This window comes from uncultured Friedmanniella sp., assembly GCF_964244005.1.
In the GTDB taxonomy this organism is placed as follows: Bacteria; Actinomycetota; Actinomycetes; order Propionibacteriales; family Propionibacteriaceae; genus Microlunatus.
This window is the reverse complement of the sequence record NZ_CAXTHG010000028.1, coordinates 14,529-32,026: the sequence shown is the minus strand read 5'-3', so window position 1 is coordinate 32,026 and position 17,498 is coordinate 14,529. Positions and strand designations below refer to the sequence as shown.

Annotated in this window: 13 protein-coding genes; 5 read left to right on the top strand and 8 right to left on the bottom strand. The window is 72.1% G+C overall.

Annotation, left to right across the window (positions count from 1 at the left end; translation table 11 throughout):
* Positions 1 to 48: 48 nt before the first annotated feature.
* From ACFE76_RS16275 to ACFE76_RS16260, 4 genes are all read right to left on the bottom strand, one after another.
* A complete protein-coding gene (locus ACFE76_RS16275) occupies positions 49 to 2,046 on the bottom strand; it encodes a VWA domain-containing protein (RefSeq protein ID WP_375432822.1) in 1,998 nt (665 codons plus the stop codon).
* On the bottom strand, positions 2,043 to 2,711 hold the full coding sequence (locus ACFE76_RS16270; RefSeq protein WP_375432821.1) for a hypothetical protein: 669 nt from the start codon (positions 2,709 to 2,711) through the stop codon (positions 2,043 to 2,045). The genes ACFE76_RS16275 and ACFE76_RS16270 overlap by 4 nt, the downstream gene beginning before the upstream one ends.
* Entirely contained in the window at positions 2,708 to 3,007 is a 300-nt protein-coding gene (locus ACFE76_RS16265) for a hypothetical protein (RefSeq protein WP_375432820.1), read from the bottom strand. Before ACFE76_RS16265 ends, ACFE76_RS16270 begins: the two co-directional genes overlap by 4 nt.
* Before the next feature lie 189 nt (positions 3,008 to 3,196).
* Positions 3,197 to 4,621 (bottom strand): sigma 54-interacting transcriptional regulator, encoded by a 1,425-nt coding sequence (locus ACFE76_RS16260; RefSeq protein WP_375432819.1) that lies wholly within the window; start codon positions 4,619 to 4,621, stop codon positions 3,197 to 3,199.
* A 243-nt stretch (positions 4,622 to 4,864) separates the two neighbouring features.
* Between ACFE76_RS16260 and sepH the strand changes: the two genes are divergently transcribed.
* Complete coding sequence (sepH, locus tag ACFE76_RS16255; RefSeq protein ID WP_375432818.1) at positions 4,865 to 6,211, top strand: septation protein SepH; 1,347 nt, start codon at positions 4,865 to 4,867, stop codon at positions 6,209 to 6,211.
* Positions 6,212 to 6,217: 6 nt separating this feature from the next.
* Here the strand turns inward: sepH and ACFE76_RS16250 are convergent, their stop codons facing one another.
* Positions 6,218 to 6,901 carry a thymidine kinase gene (locus ACFE76_RS16250; RefSeq protein WP_375432817.1) on the bottom strand — a complete coding sequence of 228 codons (684 nt, stop codon included), beginning with the start codon at positions 6,899 to 6,901 and terminating at the stop codon, positions 6,218 to 6,220.
* 402 nt (positions 6,902 to 7,303) lie between these two features.
* On the opposite strand from ACFE76_RS16250, the gene ACFE76_RS16245 reads away from it, so the two are divergent.
* Positions 7,304 to 7,492, top strand: a complete 189-nt coding sequence (locus tag ACFE76_RS16245) for a ferredoxin (protein WP_375432816.1) — start codon at positions 7,304 to 7,306, stop codon at positions 7,490 to 7,492.
* Between the two features lie 13 nt (positions 7,493 to 7,505).
* On the opposite strand, the gene ACFE76_RS16240 is transcribed toward ACFE76_RS16245, so the two are convergent.
* The 3 genes from ACFE76_RS16240 to ACFE76_RS16230 form a co-directional block, all read right to left on the bottom strand.
* Positions 7,506 to 8,657, bottom strand: a complete 1,152-nt coding sequence (locus ACFE76_RS16240; protein WP_375432815.1) for an alkaline phosphatase family protein — start codon at positions 8,655 to 8,657, stop codon at positions 7,506 to 7,508.
* Positions 8,658 to 8,706: 49 nt separating this feature from the next.
* Positions 8,707 to 9,270: a DUF5998 family protein gene (locus tag ACFE76_RS16235; RefSeq protein ID WP_375432814.1), complete on the bottom strand. Its 564-nt coding sequence runs from the start codon at positions 9,268 to 9,270 to the stop codon at positions 8,707 to 8,709.
* Positions 9,271 to 9,558: 288 nt separating this feature from the next.
* Positions 9,559 to 12,204 carry a GNAT family N-acetyltransferase gene (locus ACFE76_RS16230; protein WP_375432813.1) on the bottom strand — a complete coding sequence of 882 codons (2,646 nt, stop codon included), beginning with the start codon at positions 12,202 to 12,204 and terminating at the stop codon, positions 9,559 to 9,561.
* A gap of 136 nt (positions 12,205 to 12,340) precedes the next feature.
* Here ACFE76_RS16230 and glpK point away from each other — a divergent pair, with 136 nt between their 5' ends.
* From glpK to ACFE76_RS16215, 3 genes are all read left to right on the top strand, one after another.
* The gene (gene glpK, locus ACFE76_RS16225) at positions 12,341 to 13,855 is read left to right on the top strand and encodes a glycerol kinase GlpK (protein WP_375432812.1); all 1,515 of its coding nucleotides are present in this window, start codon (positions 12,341 to 12,343) and stop codon (positions 13,853 to 13,855) included.
* A gap of 105 nt (positions 13,856 to 13,960) precedes the next feature.
* Entirely contained in the window at positions 13,961 to 15,667 is a 1,707-nt protein-coding gene (locus ACFE76_RS16220) for a glycerol-3-phosphate dehydrogenase/oxidase (protein WP_375432811.1), read from the top strand.
* A 90-nt stretch (positions 15,668 to 15,757) separates the two neighbouring features.
* Positions 15,758 to 17,479 carry an AMP-binding protein gene (locus ACFE76_RS16215; RefSeq protein WP_375432810.1) on the top strand — a complete coding sequence of 574 codons (1,722 nt, stop codon included), beginning with the start codon at positions 15,758 to 15,760 and terminating at the stop codon, positions 17,477 to 17,479.
* Positions 17,480 to 17,498 lie beyond the last annotated feature (19 nt).

Here is a 17,498-nt window from a genome sequence, read left to right as displayed (position 1 = left end):
CGCCTTGTCAGACACTCACCGGGCTCTAGAGGGTGGTGACTGTCGGGGTCAGCGGCGGCCGCGGCGGGCCTTGAGGTAGTCCGACACCACGTACTCGCCGAGCCGGCCGATGTCGGGAGTGAACACCCGGCCCCCGGCGCGGCGGGCGATGGCGTCGACGAACCGGGCCAGGCCCTCGTCGTCGCCGAGCATGAACGTGTTCAGCGTGGCGCCGTACCGGCCGAGCTCGTCGACCTGGGCGATGGTGGCCCGCAGCGTCTCGGTCGTCGTCGGCCAGCGGAAGTATGCGCCGCCGTCGCCGGTCAGGTGCGCGGTCGGCTCGCCGTCGGTGACCACCAGCACCACCGGCTCGGCGTCGGGATGCCGACGCAGGTGCCGGGACGCGATCAGCAGGGCGTGCTGGAGGTTGGTGCCCTGCAGCATGGTCGGCTCGATCTCGGCCAGCTCGACCGGGGACAGCCGCTGCGCCGTCCGGTTGAAGCCGATGACCTGCAGCGCGTCTTGGCGGAACCGGGTCTCGATCAGGTGCTGCAGCGCGAGCGCCGTCTGCTTCATCGGGCCCCAACGGCCGTCCGCGAACATCGAGTACGACAGGTCGACGCAGAGCGCCACCGCCGCGCTCGTCCGCCGTTCGGTCTCGGTCACCTCGAAGTCCTCGACGTCCAGCTGGACCCCGGCGCGATCGCCGGACGCATCGGGCAGACCGGCCCGCCGCAGCGCGTTGGCCACCGTCCGGGGCGCGTCGAGAGGCAGCTCGTCGCCGAACTCCCACGGCCGGGTCAGGCCCGTCGGCTCGTCGGCCGCGCCCGTCCGGTGGTCCTCGTGGTCGCCGTGCCCGGCCGCCGCGATCTGGGCGAAGACCCGCTTCAGCGCGGTCTGCCCGAGCCGGCGGACCGCCCGTGGGGTCAGCCGTAGCCCGTCGTCGGTCCGCGTCAGGAAGCCCTGCTCCTCCAGCTCGCGCTCGAGGTCGCGCAGGCCCTGGAAGTCCCGCAGCGCCTCGTGCCCCAGCCGCTTCTCGAGGGTGTCGACGTCCACGTCGTCGAGGGTGGCGCCCGGGTAGCCCTGGGCCAGCTGGTTCTCCAACGCCTCCAGGTCAGCCAGCTCGGCGACCGCCTCGACGGCCTCGCTGTAGCCGAGGCATTCTCCCCCGGGCCTCATCCCCGACGGCGACTCGCGGTCGAGCCCGGGCCGCAGGGCGCGCAGGTTGTCCGAGAGCTGCGCCATCTCCGAGGCCAGGTCGGCGTCGCCGAGCGCCTGGCTCATCAGCTGGCCGAGCTGCTCGCGCTGCTCCGGGCTGAGCGAGGCCATCATCCGCTGGGCGGCGGCCTGCCGGCGGGCGAGCGCGTCGATCAGCTCGTCGACGTTCTCGGGCTGCTCGGGGAAGAACTCCCCGTGCTTGGCCATGAAGTCCGCGAACTGGTCGGTGGTGTCCTCCTGCCGCGCGTGCGCCGCCAACAGGGCGTTGAGGTCGGCGAGCATGTCCTTGACCCGGGCCATGGCCTCGGGGTCGGGCGACTCGAGCGCCTGCTTCATGCCGGCGAACTGGGCGTCGAGCACCTCGCGGCGCAACATGTCCTGGATGGCCTCGTACGTCGCCTTCGCCTCGGGTGAGGTCCAGTCGTAGCCGTCCAGCGCGCGGACCGCCCCGGCGACGTCGTCGGGCAGCGTGTCCAGCTCCATCTCCGCCATCCGGGCCTCGTCGCCCTCGGTGGCGGCGAGCGCCTCCCGCTCGAACGCCAGAGCCTGGTCGAGCGCAGCCCGGACCTGGTCGAGCGTGCCGCCCAGGTCACCTCGCCGCCGGGCCGCCGCCCGCAGCTTGCGCAGCTTCTGCGCCAGCTTGTCCAAGCCGCCGCGGCCGTCGACGCCACGCCGCATCAGGTCGCGCAGCGAGTCCCGGACGTTGCCCGCCGACATCACGTCGGAGCCGATCTGGTCGACCGCCGCCCGGACGTCGTACGGCGCCGCCAGCGGGTCAGGCCCGCCCCGCCACGGACCGTAGCGGACGTTCCGGTGCGGATCAGGGCTCTCGTACCGCTCGGCACTCATGACGTCAGCCTAGGTCGCCCGGGAAGGAGGCTGTCCCGGCTATTGGGTCTCTCAAACCGGGACAGCCTCCTGCTCGTGCCGACCACCCACCGATCCCGGCTACGGTCCCGTTTCAGACCGTCGGATCGGGCCGCGCCGACGCGGGCCATCAGCCGCCGCCGGTAGTAGCCGACGTCTCGACCGTCGGCCCGGACGACCGTCAGACCGGCGCGCTCGAAGAGCTCCTCGCGGACGTTGTCGGCTCGGTGCTGGTCGCGGTCGCGGTGGCCGCCGGCCACGGGTGATCCTGACCACCGCGAACCGTCGAACTCGAGCACCAGTCCCGCCTCGACGTCCAGCAGGTCCGGTACGCCGAGCAGCCGGCCGTCGAGGTCGTACACCGGGTGGTTGACCAGCGGCATCGGGAGACCCAGCTCGAGCACGTAGAGCATCCGCAGCCGGCTCTCCCACGTGCTTGCTACGCCAGCACGGGCAAGCGTGAGGGCTTCTCGGGCCTGCCGTGCGCCGCGGCGGCCGGGGGTGAGTGACAGGTCGCGGACGGGCAGCCCGGCGGCGAGCATGGCGTCGAGAGCGACCACCGCCTCCGTGAGGTCGGTCGCCGTGTGCAGCAGGTCCGACGCCGTCCGGGCCGGACTGGTCCACGGGATCCCGGCTCTCGTGCTCACCTCGTCCTCGGCGAGTCGGTGCTGCTTGTAGTCGATCCCGGCGACAGGCACACGATGGCCGCCCGGCGGCAGACGAGGACCGGCAGCGGAGCCATCGTGAAGTCGTCGAGACCGTCCAGCAGATCGGCTCCGCAGGCGTACGCCGCGGCCCAGCCGCCAAGAGCCGCCCCGGGCTGCACCACAGCCGCGGCTTCGATGATGCGCTGGGTGGGCGAGCTGGGTACGCCGGTGGACGGCACGTAGTAGCCCCTGCTGGTGCGGCGCCACCGCGAGCCTTCGAGGGCGTGTCGGCTCACACCTGCGGCTACGAGATCAGCTGCCGCACGCGGAGAGATGGTGGCGGGGAGCTCACCCTCGAATCGACCCACGTGGGCAGCATGGGGTGCCCGGAGCCTCGCGACGAGATATCCACAGGGTCGCCCTCACGAAGAGGAGGCTCTACCGGACAGCGACGCCGAAAAAGCGGCACAACCTCCTGCTCGCGCTCAGGCGGCGCCGTAGACCGTACGGCCGTCGACGGTCTCCTTCTCGATCCGGCGGGTCAGGTGGAGGCCTTCGAGGGTGAGCTCGACGGCGGAGGCGACCTGGCCGCGGCTGGCCGCGTCGCCGTAGCCGAGCCGGTCGAGCACCTTGGAGAGCCCGGACACGCTGCCGAGCTGGGTCAACAGCTCGCGCGCCGGGACGAGCTCGCCGGTCTCGACCACGGCGCCCTCGGCGAAGACGCCGGTGAACCCGGCGAGGTCGAGGCCGCCGAGGCGGTCACGGAAGGTGGCGGCGACCGCGAGCCGCAGCAGGTGGTCGAGCACGGCGCGTTCGCGACCCTCCTCACCCATCTCGAACTCGACCTTGCCGAGCAGCGTGGGCAGCACGACGCCGATGTCGCAGATCCGGGCCACCGCCTCGTCGTCGCCGGTCCGGGCGGCCCGGCGTAGCGCGGAGGCCGACACCGCCTCAGCGGCCGCGATGGTGAAGCGGGCTGACACCCCGGACCGCTGGTCGACTGAGGAGGACGACCGCAGGTTCGCGGTGAACCGGGCCAGCACCTCCAGGAGCGCATCGCCCACCTCCGACACCAGCTCGGCCTCCTGGCGCAGCAGGGACACCTCATCGGCCAGCTCGGTCAGGTAGTGGGTGCGGATCTCGGCGCCGAAGCGGTCCTTGAGCGGGGTGATGATCCGGCCGCGGTTGGTGTAGTCCTCGGGGTTGGCGGTGGCCACCAGGAAGAGGTCGAGCGGCAGCCGCAGCGAGTAGCCGCGGACCTGGATGTCCCGCTCCTCGAGCACGTTGAACAGGGCGACCTGGATCCGCTCGGCCAGGTCGGGCAGCTCGTTCAGCCCGAAGACCCCCCGGTTGGCCCGGGGCACCAGCCCGTAGTGGACGGTCTCGGGGTCGCCGAGGGTGCGGCCCTGCGCGACCTTGACCGGGTCGACGTCACCGATCAGGTCACCGACCGAGGTGTCGGGGGTGGCGAGCTTTTCGGTGTAGCGGTCGTCGCGGTGCCGCCAGGCGACCGGCAGGTCCTCGCCCAGCTCGGCGGCCAGCGCCCGGCAGCGGACGCAGACCGGCGTGTACGGGTCGTCGTGGATCTCACAACCCTCCACCTCGGGGCTCCACTCGTCCAGCAGGGTGACCAGGGTGCGCATCAGCCGCGTCTTGCCCTGGCCGCGCTCACCGAGCAGGACCAGGTCGTGCCCGGCCAGGATCGCGCCCTCGAGCTCGGGCAGCACGCTGTCGTCGAAGCCGACGATGCCCGGGAACGCGGTCTCCCCCGAACGCAGCCGCTGGAGAAGGTTCTCGCGCAGCTCCTGCTTGGTGCCGCGGGTGGTGTGGCCCGACGCTCGCAGCCGACCTACCGTGGTGGGCTCGGGGGCGGCCGAAGGAGTGGGCTGAGCGGGGTGCGCCTCGGTCATGTCCGAAACCCTACGACCGGCCCGCAAGGCTCGTTTGGGCTCAGGCCCGTCATCGACGAGAGTGCTGCCCCGAGCCGCACGGTCCTGCTGCGGTCACGACGTGCACCCGGACCGGCCGGCGCTCTGGCTACGGAGCCTCACCACGCTGGCCGAGACCCTGCTCGTGTCGCGAAGCGGAGGGAGACATTCCGATAGGTTGGGCTCCGACACGACCATGACCGCCTGAGGGAGCCGCCACAACCGATGCGCAACGCGCGACTGGTGGGACCGGGCCCCGACGGCACGTCGCTCATCCTGACCGACGACGACGGCGAAGAGCTGGTGCTCGCCGTTGACGACCGGTTACGGGCGGCGCTGCGTGCCCCCGGCCCCCGACCGCCTGCCCTGGAGACCCCGATGGACAGCTCACTCAGCCCGCGGGACATCCAGGCACGCATCCGGGCCGGTGAGTCGCTGGCGGACGTGAGCGCCGTCGCCGGCCTCGAGCACGACCGGGTCGAACGCTTCGCCGCCCCGGTGCTGGCCGAGCGGGACAACATCGCGCTGATGGCGCTGGCCTGCCCGGTCCGGCGGCGGGGTGAGACCGCCGGCCACCGGCTGTTGCGGGCCACGGTCGCCGACCGCTTGCTCAAGCGTGGCGTGGACGTCGACACCATCGACTGGGACGCCTACCGGCTCGAGGACGGACGCTGGGCCGTCACCGCGGCGTACCGGCTCGGCGCGGAGGACCAGCGGGCGTCGTTCGCGTTCGACCTGCGCGGCCGGTACACGATCGCCTCCGACGACCCGGCCCGCTGGCTGATCGGTGAGGAACCCGCAGGCTCGGCCGGCCCGGGGCGCGGCCCGCGCGAGTCCAGCAACGAGCCGACCGTCGACCTGAGCGACGAGCTCGCGCTCGTCCGGGTCGTGCAGGAGCCGGCGCCCGAGGTGCCGGCGACCCCGGAGCCGACGCCTGACCTGCCGCCCGTCCGGTCGCTACGCGCCGTTCCCGCGGCCGAGTCCGGGGACGTAGCGGAGCTGCCGCGGGACACCGACGCAGCCCAGGAGCCGGCCGCCGATGAGCCGGAGCACGCCGACCAGCCCGAGCCGGCGCCCGAGGTCGCGGAAGGCTCCGAGCTGACGGCGCTCTACGCGATGCTCGGCCCAGACGGCTACAGCGAGGACTCCCCCCGGGTCTACGCCGGTCTGAGCGACGCCTCAGCCGTGCCCGAGACGGCCGGCGGCGGGTGGGAACCAGCCATCGTCGTCAACTACCCGGTCGAGCCGAGCCTGGCCGAGGAGGCCGAGCTGGCGCCGGCCGAGCACCCCGACCGCAGCCAGGTGCCGATGGACGACAAGTCCTCGGTCGAGCTCAGCACCCCCGTCGACGACGGTCCCCCGCCCGCCGACCAGCTGCCCGGCACCGACGAGCCCGCCCCGCCGTACGCGCGGACCGACGCGGCGGACCGGGCCGACGAGGCGGGTGAGCTCACCGACGCGGAGGAGTTCCAGCTGGAGGAGGCGCCCGCGCCCAAGCCGGCGAAGCGCAAGCGGGCGTCCGTACCGAGCTGGGACGAGATCATGTTCGGCGGTCCGAAGCCGCCCAGCTGAATCCGCTCACCACGACTCAGCGCGGGGAAGGTCCTCCTCGTCGCGCTCGAACGGCAACGGGTCCGACAGCGTGGCCCGGGCGACCGCCCGGCTCACCCGCCGCCGGTGGTGCCGTCGACAGAGCACCTCGTACGCCACAAGAGCAGCCTCCGCCCCGGGCGCCGCGGTGTCGCCGACCATGACCTGGTCGCCCTCCACCACCATCACCCCGTCGACCGTCCGGGCGTTGTGGGTGGCCCGTTCGCCGCACCAGCACAGCGCGCGGACCTGCAGCAGCTCGATCGAGTCGCAGAGCTCCACCAACCGCTGGGACGCCGGGAAGAGCCGGGTCTGGAAGTCGGTCAGGATGCCGAGCGCCATCACGTCGAGCTGCAGCTCGTCGACCACCCGGGCCAGCTGGTCGATCTGGCGCGACTCGTAGAACTGCGTCTCGTCGCAGATCAGGTAGTCGACGCGTTCGCCGCCGGTCAGCTGCGAGACGACGTAGTCCCAGAAGTCGAAGCCCGGCGTCACCTCGATCGCGGGCCGGACCAGGCCCAGCCGGGACGAGATCGTCGCCTCACCGGCGCGGTCCTGGGACGTGAAGAGCCGGCCGTGGCGCCCGCCCGCGGAGTGGGTGTGGTCCAGCTGCAGGGCGAGGGTGGACTTGCCGCAGTCCATCGGGCCGGTGAAGTACAGGAACTCGGCCACCCCCTGATCCTGCCATCCGCGGCGACCACGACGTGCGCCCGACCCGCGAGACGACGCGCGCACCGCGGTGTACCCGCGCTCCTCCGGGCTCCCAGGGTTGCCGCGTATTCTCCGGCTACGGATGACGCGAGCACCAGCACGGCGCCGCTGCTCTTCCGCCGCGACGAGAACTTCGCGCCGCCGCTGGTCGCTGGCCGTGCGGTGAAGCGGGACAGCCCCTTCGCCGACCAACCGGTCTGGGTCGTCACCGACTGGGCGGACGCCCGGGAGGTGCTCGGGGACGCCGAGCGCGTCAGCCGCGGCCGGATCGAGTTCCGTCGAACCCGGCCGGCCCGCGTACCGGGAGCAGACGTTCGTCTACGGTGTGACCGAGCTGCCGGTGACCTTGGTGAGGAGCCGATCATGAGGGTGGAAGCAGAGCCGGACGTGTGCATCGGCGCCGGCAACTGCGTGCTGTCGGCGCCCGAGGTGTTCGACCAGGACGAGGACGGCATCGTGCAGGTGCTGCAGGCCGAGGTGCCCGCCGGGCAGGAGGACGCCGCCCGGGAGGCCGTCGAGCGGTGCCCGGCCCGGGCGCTGTCGCTTGGCTAGAGCCGGCCGCTGGTCAGGCGATCAGCAGCGGGACGAGCATCTCGGCGGGGGTCAGCGAGCCGTGCATGCCGACGAGGCTGAGCTCGCGCGGGTACTGCCGGGTCATCACGGCCCAGGTGTCGCGCATCGCGACCAGGACGTGGCCGTAGCGCTCCCGGACGTTGCCGGCGACCGGCCCGAACCAGCCCTCGTCGATCGCCTCCTCTCGGGTGCGCACCCAGGCCCGGTCGCCCAGCAGGTCGCGCCAGCGGGCGGCGACGGCCTCGGGGTTGTCGTGGTCGACGTAGAGCTGTCGGAACCGGCCTTCCCCGGCCAGCGCGTCGACCCCGGCCATCAGGTCGGGCTCGTCCTCGGCCAGCACCTGGTGGCTGGTCGGGATGTCGACCATGCCGTGGTCGCCGGTGATGACCAGGACGACGTCGTCGGGCAGGGCGTCCCGGATCCGGTCGCACATCGCGTCGACCCGGATCAGCTGCCGTAGCCAGTCCTCGGAGTCGCAGCCGGAGGAGTGCCCGACGTGGTCGAGCTGCCGTTCGTAGGCGTAGACCAGGCTGCGGTCGCCGCGGGCGACGGCCTGCTGGATCAGGGAGATCCTGGTCTCTTCGGCTCGTTCGTGCTCGAACGGGACAAAATCAGCACCCCGCAACGCTGCCTCGGTGAGGCCGCTGCCCGCGAAGCGCTGCAGCCCGACGGAGCTGACCGCCACGCCGGCCGCCACGGCGCGTTCGAAGAAGGTCGACCGGGGCTGGACGGCCCGGCCGAGCAGGTCGGACTCCCAGGTGAGGGCGTTCAGGATCTCGCCGGTGTCGGGGATGCGCGCGGTGTAGCCGACCATGCCGTGCTGGCCGGGCGGCAGTCCCGTCCCGAGGCTGGTCAGGCTGGTGACGGTGGTGCTGGGTACGCCGGAGGTGATGGACTGCCCCTGGCGCAGCAGGCCGCCGAGGTACGGGACGTCACGGGACGCCCGCCGCAGCAGCTGCCAACCGAGCCCGTCGACGAGCACCACCACGTACCGCGACGACGGCGGCAGCGTGAGTGGGTCATGGTCGCAGCCCGGAACGCCGAGGTGGTGACCGATGCCGGGCATGAGCTCGGCGAGGGTGGACGTGGAGTAGGCCGGCAGAAGCAGGGGGGGCAGCGGCGCCGTCGTCGCTGCGGCGGTCACCCGGTGCTCGTCAGCTCTGTCAGGTCGGAGCTCGTCTGACTTGGGCTGGTCACAGGGCAGCCGCCCGCTGCAGGGCGCTGGAGAACCTGGCCAGCCGGGCCACCCGGTCGGGTCCGTCGGCGGCGGCGCTCATCCGGACGGTCAGGTCGTCCCCGACCAGCGCCCCGGTGTAGCCGTGGTCGGCCTCGCACTCGGGATCGGGACAGCTCGCCTGCTCCAGGTCGAGCCGGCGCACCGCACCCCAGCCGACGGACAGCCACGTCTCGGCGACGTCGGTCGACCCGGGCCGGTAGGACTCCGGCCGGCTGACCACCCGGGTCAGCACGACGGTGTTGATCTTGGACAGGGCGACCGACTCGGTCGAGGAGGCCGCCGCGATCCCGGTCATCGGCGGTTCAGCCGGCTGGTCGTCGGTGTGGCCGACGATCAACCGGGTCGGCGTCAAGGCCAGCACGGTGACGTGCCGGTGGATCTCGTCGTGGGCAAAGGTCGGCTCGTGGTGCACGACGAAGTCGAGCAGCTCCTCCTCCGCCACGGCGAGGATCACCGCGTCCTCGACGAGGTCCGGAAAGTACCCGCACGCCTCGATGTCGGCCCGCAGGTCTCTCCGCATCGATCCAAGCCTCATGCCGCTCACTGTACTGTCCCGCTCGCGCTCGGCCGTGCCGCCAAGACGCTGTCTTCCTCCCTCGATCGCAGACGGAAAAGCGTGTCTGCTCTCTCGATCGTCCAGACAGCGCCGCGGCCCGACCTACCCGACGCTCGCAGGGGAGTAGCGCGCGTCGGGTTGCGAGCGCCCGGGTCCGGTCTGGACGACCGAGCGAGCAGACACGCTTTTCCGTCTGCGAGCGAGAGAGGAAGATCGGATCTTGAGGGCGCGAAGCAGGCCCGACGCCAGGAGTCACAGAGTTCTCGCCATCGGGTCTCGTCGGTCGTCGGTCGGCGCGGTGAGGATGCGGGCGCCCAGGACGGACATGGCACTGCGGGAGGCGACACAGGGACCGAGGGCGACGGAGGCGAGCTGGGGCAGGTCGTCGGCGAGCTGGGCGACGCGGTGCAGCAGGTCCTCGATGCCGTCGATGTGCACCCGCGGGCTGCCGTGCCGACCGAACAGGGTGGGGGCGGCTTTGAGGTCGCGGACCATGGCGGCGGCGTCGACGGTGGTCAGCGGGGGGACGCGGTAGACGGTGTCGCCGAGGAGCTCGGTCGGAATGCCTTCGAGGCCCATCGAGACCAGCGGCCCGAAGGCGGCGTCCTCGCGGCTGCCGACCACCAGCGCCACCCCGGGGGGTGCCATCGCCTGGACGACCGGTTCGCCGACGGCGCCGATGTCGCCGCCCAGACCGAGCTCGCTCACCAGGGTGTTCAGCTCGGCCCAGGCGGCGGCGAGGTCGTCGGCGCCGGCGAGGTTGCGGTGCACGTTGGCCTGGTCGGGGCGGCTGCGGACGGTGGCGGCGGTGGCTTTGAGGACGACGTTCCACCCCAGGTGCTCCGCAACGGCGGTCGCCTCCTCGAGGCTGGAGACCGGGTACCGGCGGACGAGCGGGATACCGTACGCGGCGAGCACCTCGGCGGACTCCTCGTCGGTCAGCTCGCGGCCGGTCGGGTGCGCGGAGAGCACGCGGTGCACGACGCGCTTGGCGCGCAGGATGTCGGGGTCGAGCAGTGGCACGGCGCCAGGGTCACGTTCGCGCCAGTGGGCGTACGCAGTGAGCGCGGACAGGGCGTGGATGGCGTCGGCCGGGGCGTCGAAGCGCGGTAGCTCCCCCATCACGTCGACCTCGTCCTCCCGGTTGAGCGGCAGGTGGAAGTCCAGGAACACTCCGACCAGCGGGATGTCGCCCTCGTGCGCGATCTGGTCGAGGGCAGCGATGACGTCCTCGGTGCCTTCCTCGTAGACGTTCACAGCCGCGCAGATGACGGAGTCGCAGGTCGGGTCGGCCAGGGCGGTCCGGGCGGCCGCGACGAACTCCTCCGGTCCGGCTTCGGCGTGCAGCAGCACCGGCTCCTCCTCAGTCAGCAGGCCGACCGCGGTGAGGGTGTGCACCATCTGCTGGCAGAGGGTGAAGGAGTTGGTGATCAGTCGTACCTGGGAGCCGCGGGGCAGCGGCTGGCGGGCGGCGATCTTGGCGATGTCGAACATGGCGCCCCGCCGGTGCACGACCATCACCCCAGCCTGGCGGAAGAGCGCGTCCACGGCCTCGTCCGGCGCGTGGGCCAGACCGCCGCGGACCCCGGAGTGGCTGGACCGGCTGGTACGCCCGGGCTCGATCACCACCACGGGCTTGCGCCGGGTCAGCCGGCGGGCGATCCGGGAGAACTTGCGCGGGTTGCCGATCGAGTCCAGCGACAGCAGGCAGACCCGGGTGGCCTCGTCGTCCTCCCAGAACTGCATCACGTCGTTGCCGGTGACGTCGGCGTAGTCGCCGGTCGAGATGAAGGAGGACAGGCCGAGGTCCTGCCGCAGGGCCCGGTTGAGCAGCGCCACCCCGACGGCGGCCGACTGGCAGAACAGGCCGACCCCGCCGCGGCGGGGCATCGGCCCAGGGGTGGAGTTCATCTCCACCTCCGAGTGGGTGTTGATCAGGCCGAGGGCGTCCGGTCCGAGGGCCCGGATGCCGTACGCGCGGGCCAGGTTGACCACGGTGCGGTTGTCGCTCGGCGAGTCGTCGGTCCCGGTGAGGACCACGATGCCGTGCGCACCCTTGTGGGCGGCGTCGATCACCACGCCGCCGAGCTCAGCGGTCGGCACCGAGAGGATGGCCAGGTCGAGCCGGCCGGGGACGGTCGCGATCGAGCTGGCGGTGGGCACCCCGGCGACCGGTGTCCCGTCCGAGCTGACCGCGGTGACCTCACCGCGAAAGCCGCCGCGGAGCATCGCGTTGACCATCCCCTGGACGCGGCGGGCGCGGCCGTAGATCACGACCCGGGTCGGGTGCAGCAACCGGTGCACCGACGCGCTCTCGGCCCGGTGCTCGCGCCGCTCCATCACCCCGACCGAGGTGTCGGTCGGCAGGATCGGGAACTCGACGCTGAGGACGCCGTCCTCGATCCCTTTCGACACCCGGTAGCCCGCGTCGGCGAAGACCTGGGCCATCCGCCGGTTCTCGGGCAGCACCTCGGCGACGAAACCGACGATGCCGCGCTCGCGAGCCGCCTCGGCCAGGTGCTCCAGCAGCAGCTGGGCGATGCCGCGTCCCTGGTGGGCGTCCTCGACCAGGAACGCGACCTCGGCCTGGTCGGTCTCGATCCGGTCGAAGCGGCCGACGCCGATCATCTCATCACCCAGGGTCAGGATCAGGGCGACCCGGTCGACGTAGTCCACCTCGGTGAACCGCTTGACGTCGCGGATGCTGAGCCGGGGGTACGGGGCGAAGAAGCGCAGGTACTTCGACTCGGGCGAGACCCGCTCGTAGAAGGCGACCAGCAGGTCGGCGTCGGCGGGCACGATCGGTCGCAGCCGGGCGACGCCGCCGTCGGTGAGGACGACGTCTGCTTCCCACTCGCGCGGGTAGCCCGGGGGGAGCTGGACCTGGCTGACGGACACGAGGGAAAGCCTACGCAACCCCGGTGACACTGCGGTGTCCGAATCCCCGGGAGGCCGGGCCGGTGCGTCGTCCGCCGCGTCCGGAGTGCCCGGTCACCAGGCGCCTCGCCCAGTGGGAAACACTAAGGTCACAGTCATGGCCGACTTCGTCGCAGCAATCGACCACGGAACCACCAGCACCCGGTGCATGATCTTCGGCCACGACGGCCGCGAGGTGGGCCGGGCGCAGACCGAGCACCGCCAGATCATGCCCGGACCGGGCCTGGTCGAGCACGACGCCGCCGAGATCTGGGCGAACACCGAGCAGGTGATCGTCGAGGCGCTCCGCACCTGCGAGCTCACGGCGGGCGACCTCGCCGCAGTCGGCCTGGCCAACCAGCGCGAGACCACGGTGGTCTGGGACCGGCACACGGGCGAGCCGTACAGCAACGCCCTGGTCTGGCAGGACACCCGGACCGACCACATCGCCGCGGCGCTGGATCGCGACCAACGGGGCGACGTCATCCGGCACCGCGCCGGACTGCCGCCGGCACCCTACTTCGCCGGCGGCAAGCTGCAGTGGCTGCTCGAGAACGTCGACGGGCTCCGGGAGGCGGCCGAGGCGGGCGACGCGCTGTTCGGCACGACCGACAGCTGGCTGCTGTGGCACCTGACCGGCGGCGTGGACGGCGGCCAGCACGTCACCGACGTCACCAACGCGAGCCGGACCATGATGATGGACCTCGAGACCCTGGACTGGGATGAGGAGCTGGTCGGCTTCTTCGGCGTGCCGCGCTCGATGCTGCCGACCATCCGACCCTCGTCGCACGCCGAGGCGTACGGCAGCACCCGGGGGGACGGCCCGTTCGGCGGTGAGGTCCGGATCGGCGGCGTGCTCGGCGACCAGCAGGCGGCCATGGTCGGCCAGGTCTGCCTGGAGGCGGGCGAGGCCAAGAACACGTACGGGACGGGCAACTTCCTGCTGCTCAACACCGGCCACGAGCTGACCCGGTCCAAGAACGGCCTGCTGACCACCGTCTGCTACCAGTTCGGCGAGGACCGGCCGGTCTACGCGCTGGAGGGCTCGATCGCGGTCACCGGCTCGGCCGTGCAGTGGCTGCGCGACCAGCTCAAGATCATCCGTGGCGCGGAAGACTCCGAGACCCTGGCGCGCGAGGTCGACGACGCGGCCGGCATCTACTTCGTCCCCGCGTTCTCGGGCCTGTTCGCCCCGCACTGGCGCTCCGACGCCCGGGGCGCGATCGTCGGTCTGTCCCGCTTCCACACCGGCGCGCACATCGCGCGGGCGACCCTGGAGGCGATCTGCTACCAGAGCTGCGACGTCGTGTCGGCGATGGAGCTCGACTCCGGCGTCCACCTGGAGGTGCTGAAGGTCGACGGCGGCGTCACCGCCAACGACCTCTGCATGCAGATCCAGGCTGACACGCTCGGGGTCGAGGTCAGCCGGCCGCAGGTCGCCGAGACCACCGCTCTCGGCGCGGCGTACGCCGCCGGTCTGGCGGTCGGCTTCTGGTCCTCGACCGAGGAGCTGCGCGAGAACTGGCACGAGGACCGCCACTGGACCCCGGCGATCACCGCGGAGCAGCGACAGGCGGGGCACGCGGGTTGGCAGAAGGCGGTCTCACGCACACTGGACTGGGTCAGTGTCTAATAGGCGCCGGGCCCGACCGGCGCTTCGGGTGCAGTCTTCCTCCCTCGGCAGTCCAGACGGCACCGCGCCAATCGACCCGGACGCTGAAAGAGGTTGCCCACTTTGTTGACCACCACTGCCCCGCTGAGCCCCGCGGCCCGAGCGGCGGCCCTGGACCGGATGGCGGCCGAGGAGCTGGACGTGCTCGTGATCGGCGCCGGGGTGACCGGCGCGGGTGCCGCCCTCGACGCAGTGACCCGGGGTCTCAAGGTCGGGCTGGTCGACGCGCGGGACTTCGCCGCCGGCACCTCGAGCCGCTCCACCAAGCTCTTCCACGGCGGGCTGCGCTACCTCGAACAGCTCAACTTCCACCTGGTGTTCGAGGCCCTCAAGGAACGGTCGCTGGTGCTGAACCGGCTGGCCCCGCACCTGGCCAAGCCGGTGTCGTTCCTCTACCCGTTGCAGCGGCCGGTCTGGGACCGCGCGTACGCGGGTCTGGGGATCGGCGTCTACGACCTGATGGGTGCGGGCCGCGGCGTCCCGCACCACCTGCGCCACCTCGGCCGGCGCAAGACCCTCGAGGCGTTCCCCTCCGCCAACCGGCAGACGTTGCGGGGCTCGATCGAGTTCTACGAGGGCCAGGTCGACGACGCCCGGCACACGATGATGATCGCCCGGACCGCCGCCCTGTACGGGGCCGCGGTCGCCAACAGCGCCCGGGTGATCGGCTTCCTGCGCGAGGCCGACCGGGTGGCCGGGGTCCGGGTCCGCGACCTGGAGTCCGGACGTGAGCTGGAGATCCGGGCCAAGCAGACGGTCAACGCCACCGGCGTCTGGATCGCCGAGCTGCAGGAGCTGGTCGGCGGTCGCGCTCCGTTCACCGTACGGGCGTCCAAGGGCGTGCACCTGGTGGTGCCGCGCAACCGGATCAACGCCCGGAGCGGGCTGATCACCCGGACCGAGAAGAGCCTGCTGTTCATCGTGCCCTGGGGCGCGCACTGGATCCTCGGCACCACCGACACCGACTGGCAGCTCGACCGGGCCCACCCCGCAGCCAGCCAGGCCGACATCGACTACATCCTCGGCCACGCCAACGCGCTGCTCGCCGACCCGCTGACCCGCGACGACGTCGTCGGCGTGTACGCCGGGCTGCGGCCGCTGCTGGCCGGGGAGTCCGACTCGACCTCGACGCTGTCGCGCGAGCACGCGGTCGCCTCGCCCGTCCGCGGCCTCACCATGGTGGCGGGCGGCAAGTACACGACGTACCGGGTGATGGCCGCCGACGCGGTCGACGCCGTCGTCCGGGAGCTGCCGCAGCTCGTGCCCGCCTCGTGCACCGAGGACGTGCCGTTGATCGGGGCGGAGGGGTACCACGGGCTCTGGAACGCGCGGACGCTGCTCGCCGAGCAGACCGGGCTGCGGCTCGGCCAGGTCGAGCACCTGCTCAACCGCTACGGGTCGCTGATCCCGGAGCTGCTCGAGCTGATCAGCGCCCAGCCCGACCTCGCCGTACCGCTGGCCGGGGCCGAGGAGTACCTGCGGGTGGAGGCCGTCTACGCCGCCTCGCACGAGGGCGCCCTGCACCTGGACGACCTGCTGGCCCGCCGGACCCGGATCTCGATCGAGACCTGGGACCGGGGGCTGGCCGCCGCCCCCGAGGTCGCCGCCCTGGTGGCCCCCGTCCTGGGCTGGAGCGAGGCCGACGTCTCCCGCGAGGTCGAGCACTACCGGCTGCGGGTCGCCGCCGAACGGGAGTCCCAGCACCAGCCCGACGACCTCTCCGCCGACGCCGCCCGGCTCGGCGCCCCCGACGTCCGCCTCGCCCATTCCTGATCCCCCCGTTTCGACCGACTTGTCAGAACGCAGTTGTCCCAGAGGACAACTGGTTTCTGACAACTTGGGCCTAGCGGTAACGTCGCGGTCATGACGCTGCCGTCGCTGAACCGACACCTGCGCGCGGCCCGCGACTTCCTGGTGCAGCACCGAGACGACTACGACGTCGCCTACGCCGGGTTCAGCTGGCCCGAGCTCCCGCTCTTCAACTTCGCCACCGAGTGGTTCGACGGGTTGGCCGAGGAGAACCCGGACGGGCTGGCCCTCTGGGTCGTCGACGGCGACCGCGAGACCCGGCTCACCTACCGCGAGCTGGCCGACCGGTCGGTCGCGGTCGCGCAGTACCTGCACCACCTGGGGCTGCGTCGGGGTGAGCGGCTGCTGGTGGTGCTCGGCAACGTCGTCCCGCTGTGGGAGGTGATGCTCGGCGCGATCCGGCTCGGGGCGGTCCTCATCCCCGCCACACCTCAGCTCTCAGCCACCGACCTCGCCGACCGGGTCCGCCGCGGCGACGCCCGGCTGCTGGTGGCCGACGTCCGCGACGCCGACAAGTTCGCCGACCTCGAGGTGCCGCTCGGCCGGCTGGGGATCGACGCGAGCGGCGCCGGTGATGTGCCTGAGGGCTGGCTGGACTACGCCCGGGTCGAGGACTTCCAGCACACCGACCGGCACCTGCCCGGCGTCAGCAAGGGCGATGACCCGGTGCTGCTCTACTTCACCTCGGGCACGACGGCGCTGCCCAAGCTGGTCGAGCACAGCCAGACGTCCTATCCCGTCGGGCACCTGTCCACCCTGTACTGGATGGGACTGCGGCCGGGCGACGTGCACCTCAACATCTCCTCCCCCGGCTGGGGCAAGCACGCCTGGAGCAACTTCTTCACGCCCTGGCTGGCCGGCGCGACGGTGCTGGTCTACACCTACGCCCGCTTCGACCCCGCCGAGCTGCTGGACGTGCTGGTCCGCTGCCGGGTGACCACCTTCTGCGCCCCGCCCACGGTGTGGCGGATGCTGGTCCAGACCGATCTCGCGAGGACGCAGACCGAGCTGCGGGAGTGCCTGTCGGCCGGCGAGCCGCTCAACCCCGAGGTGATCGACCGGGTCCGCAACGCCTGGGGACTGACCATCCGGGACGGCTACGGCCAGACCGAGACCACGGCTCAGGTCGGCAACCCGCCCGGGGCGGCGGTCAAGCTGGGCTCGATGGGCCGTCCGTTGCCGGGCTACGCCGTCGTCCTGGTCGATCCGGCCACCGGTGAGGTGAGCGAGACCGAGGGCGAGCTGTGCTTGGTGCTGGAGCCCCACCCGGTCGCGCTGATGAAGGGCTACAAGTCCACCGCCGACACCTTCGACGACGAGCTGAACGCCGAGTCGTTCACCGGCGGGGTCTACCACACCGGCGACGTGGTCAGCCGCGACGCGGACGGCTACCTCACCTACGTCGGCCGGGCGGACGACGTGTTCAAGTCCAGCGACTACAAGATCAGCCCGTTCGAGCTGGAGTCGGTGCTGATCGAGCACCCGGCGGTCGCCGAGGCGGCCGTGGTCGCCGCCCCCGACCCGATCCGACTGGCCGTACCCAAGGCGTACGTGATCCTGGCCGCCGGCCATGCTCCTGACGCCGACACCGCGCGCGCGATCTTGGGCCACGCCCGGGAGCACCTCGCCCCGTACCAGCGGGTCCGGCGGCTCGAGTTCAGCGACCTGCCCAAGACGATCAGCGGCAAGATCCGCCGGGTGGAGCTGCGTGAGGCCGAGGAGGCCCGGACCGACCGGGCCGAGAACGAGTTCCGCGACTCCGACTTCACCTGGTGAGAGGTTGCCGAGCCCCAGG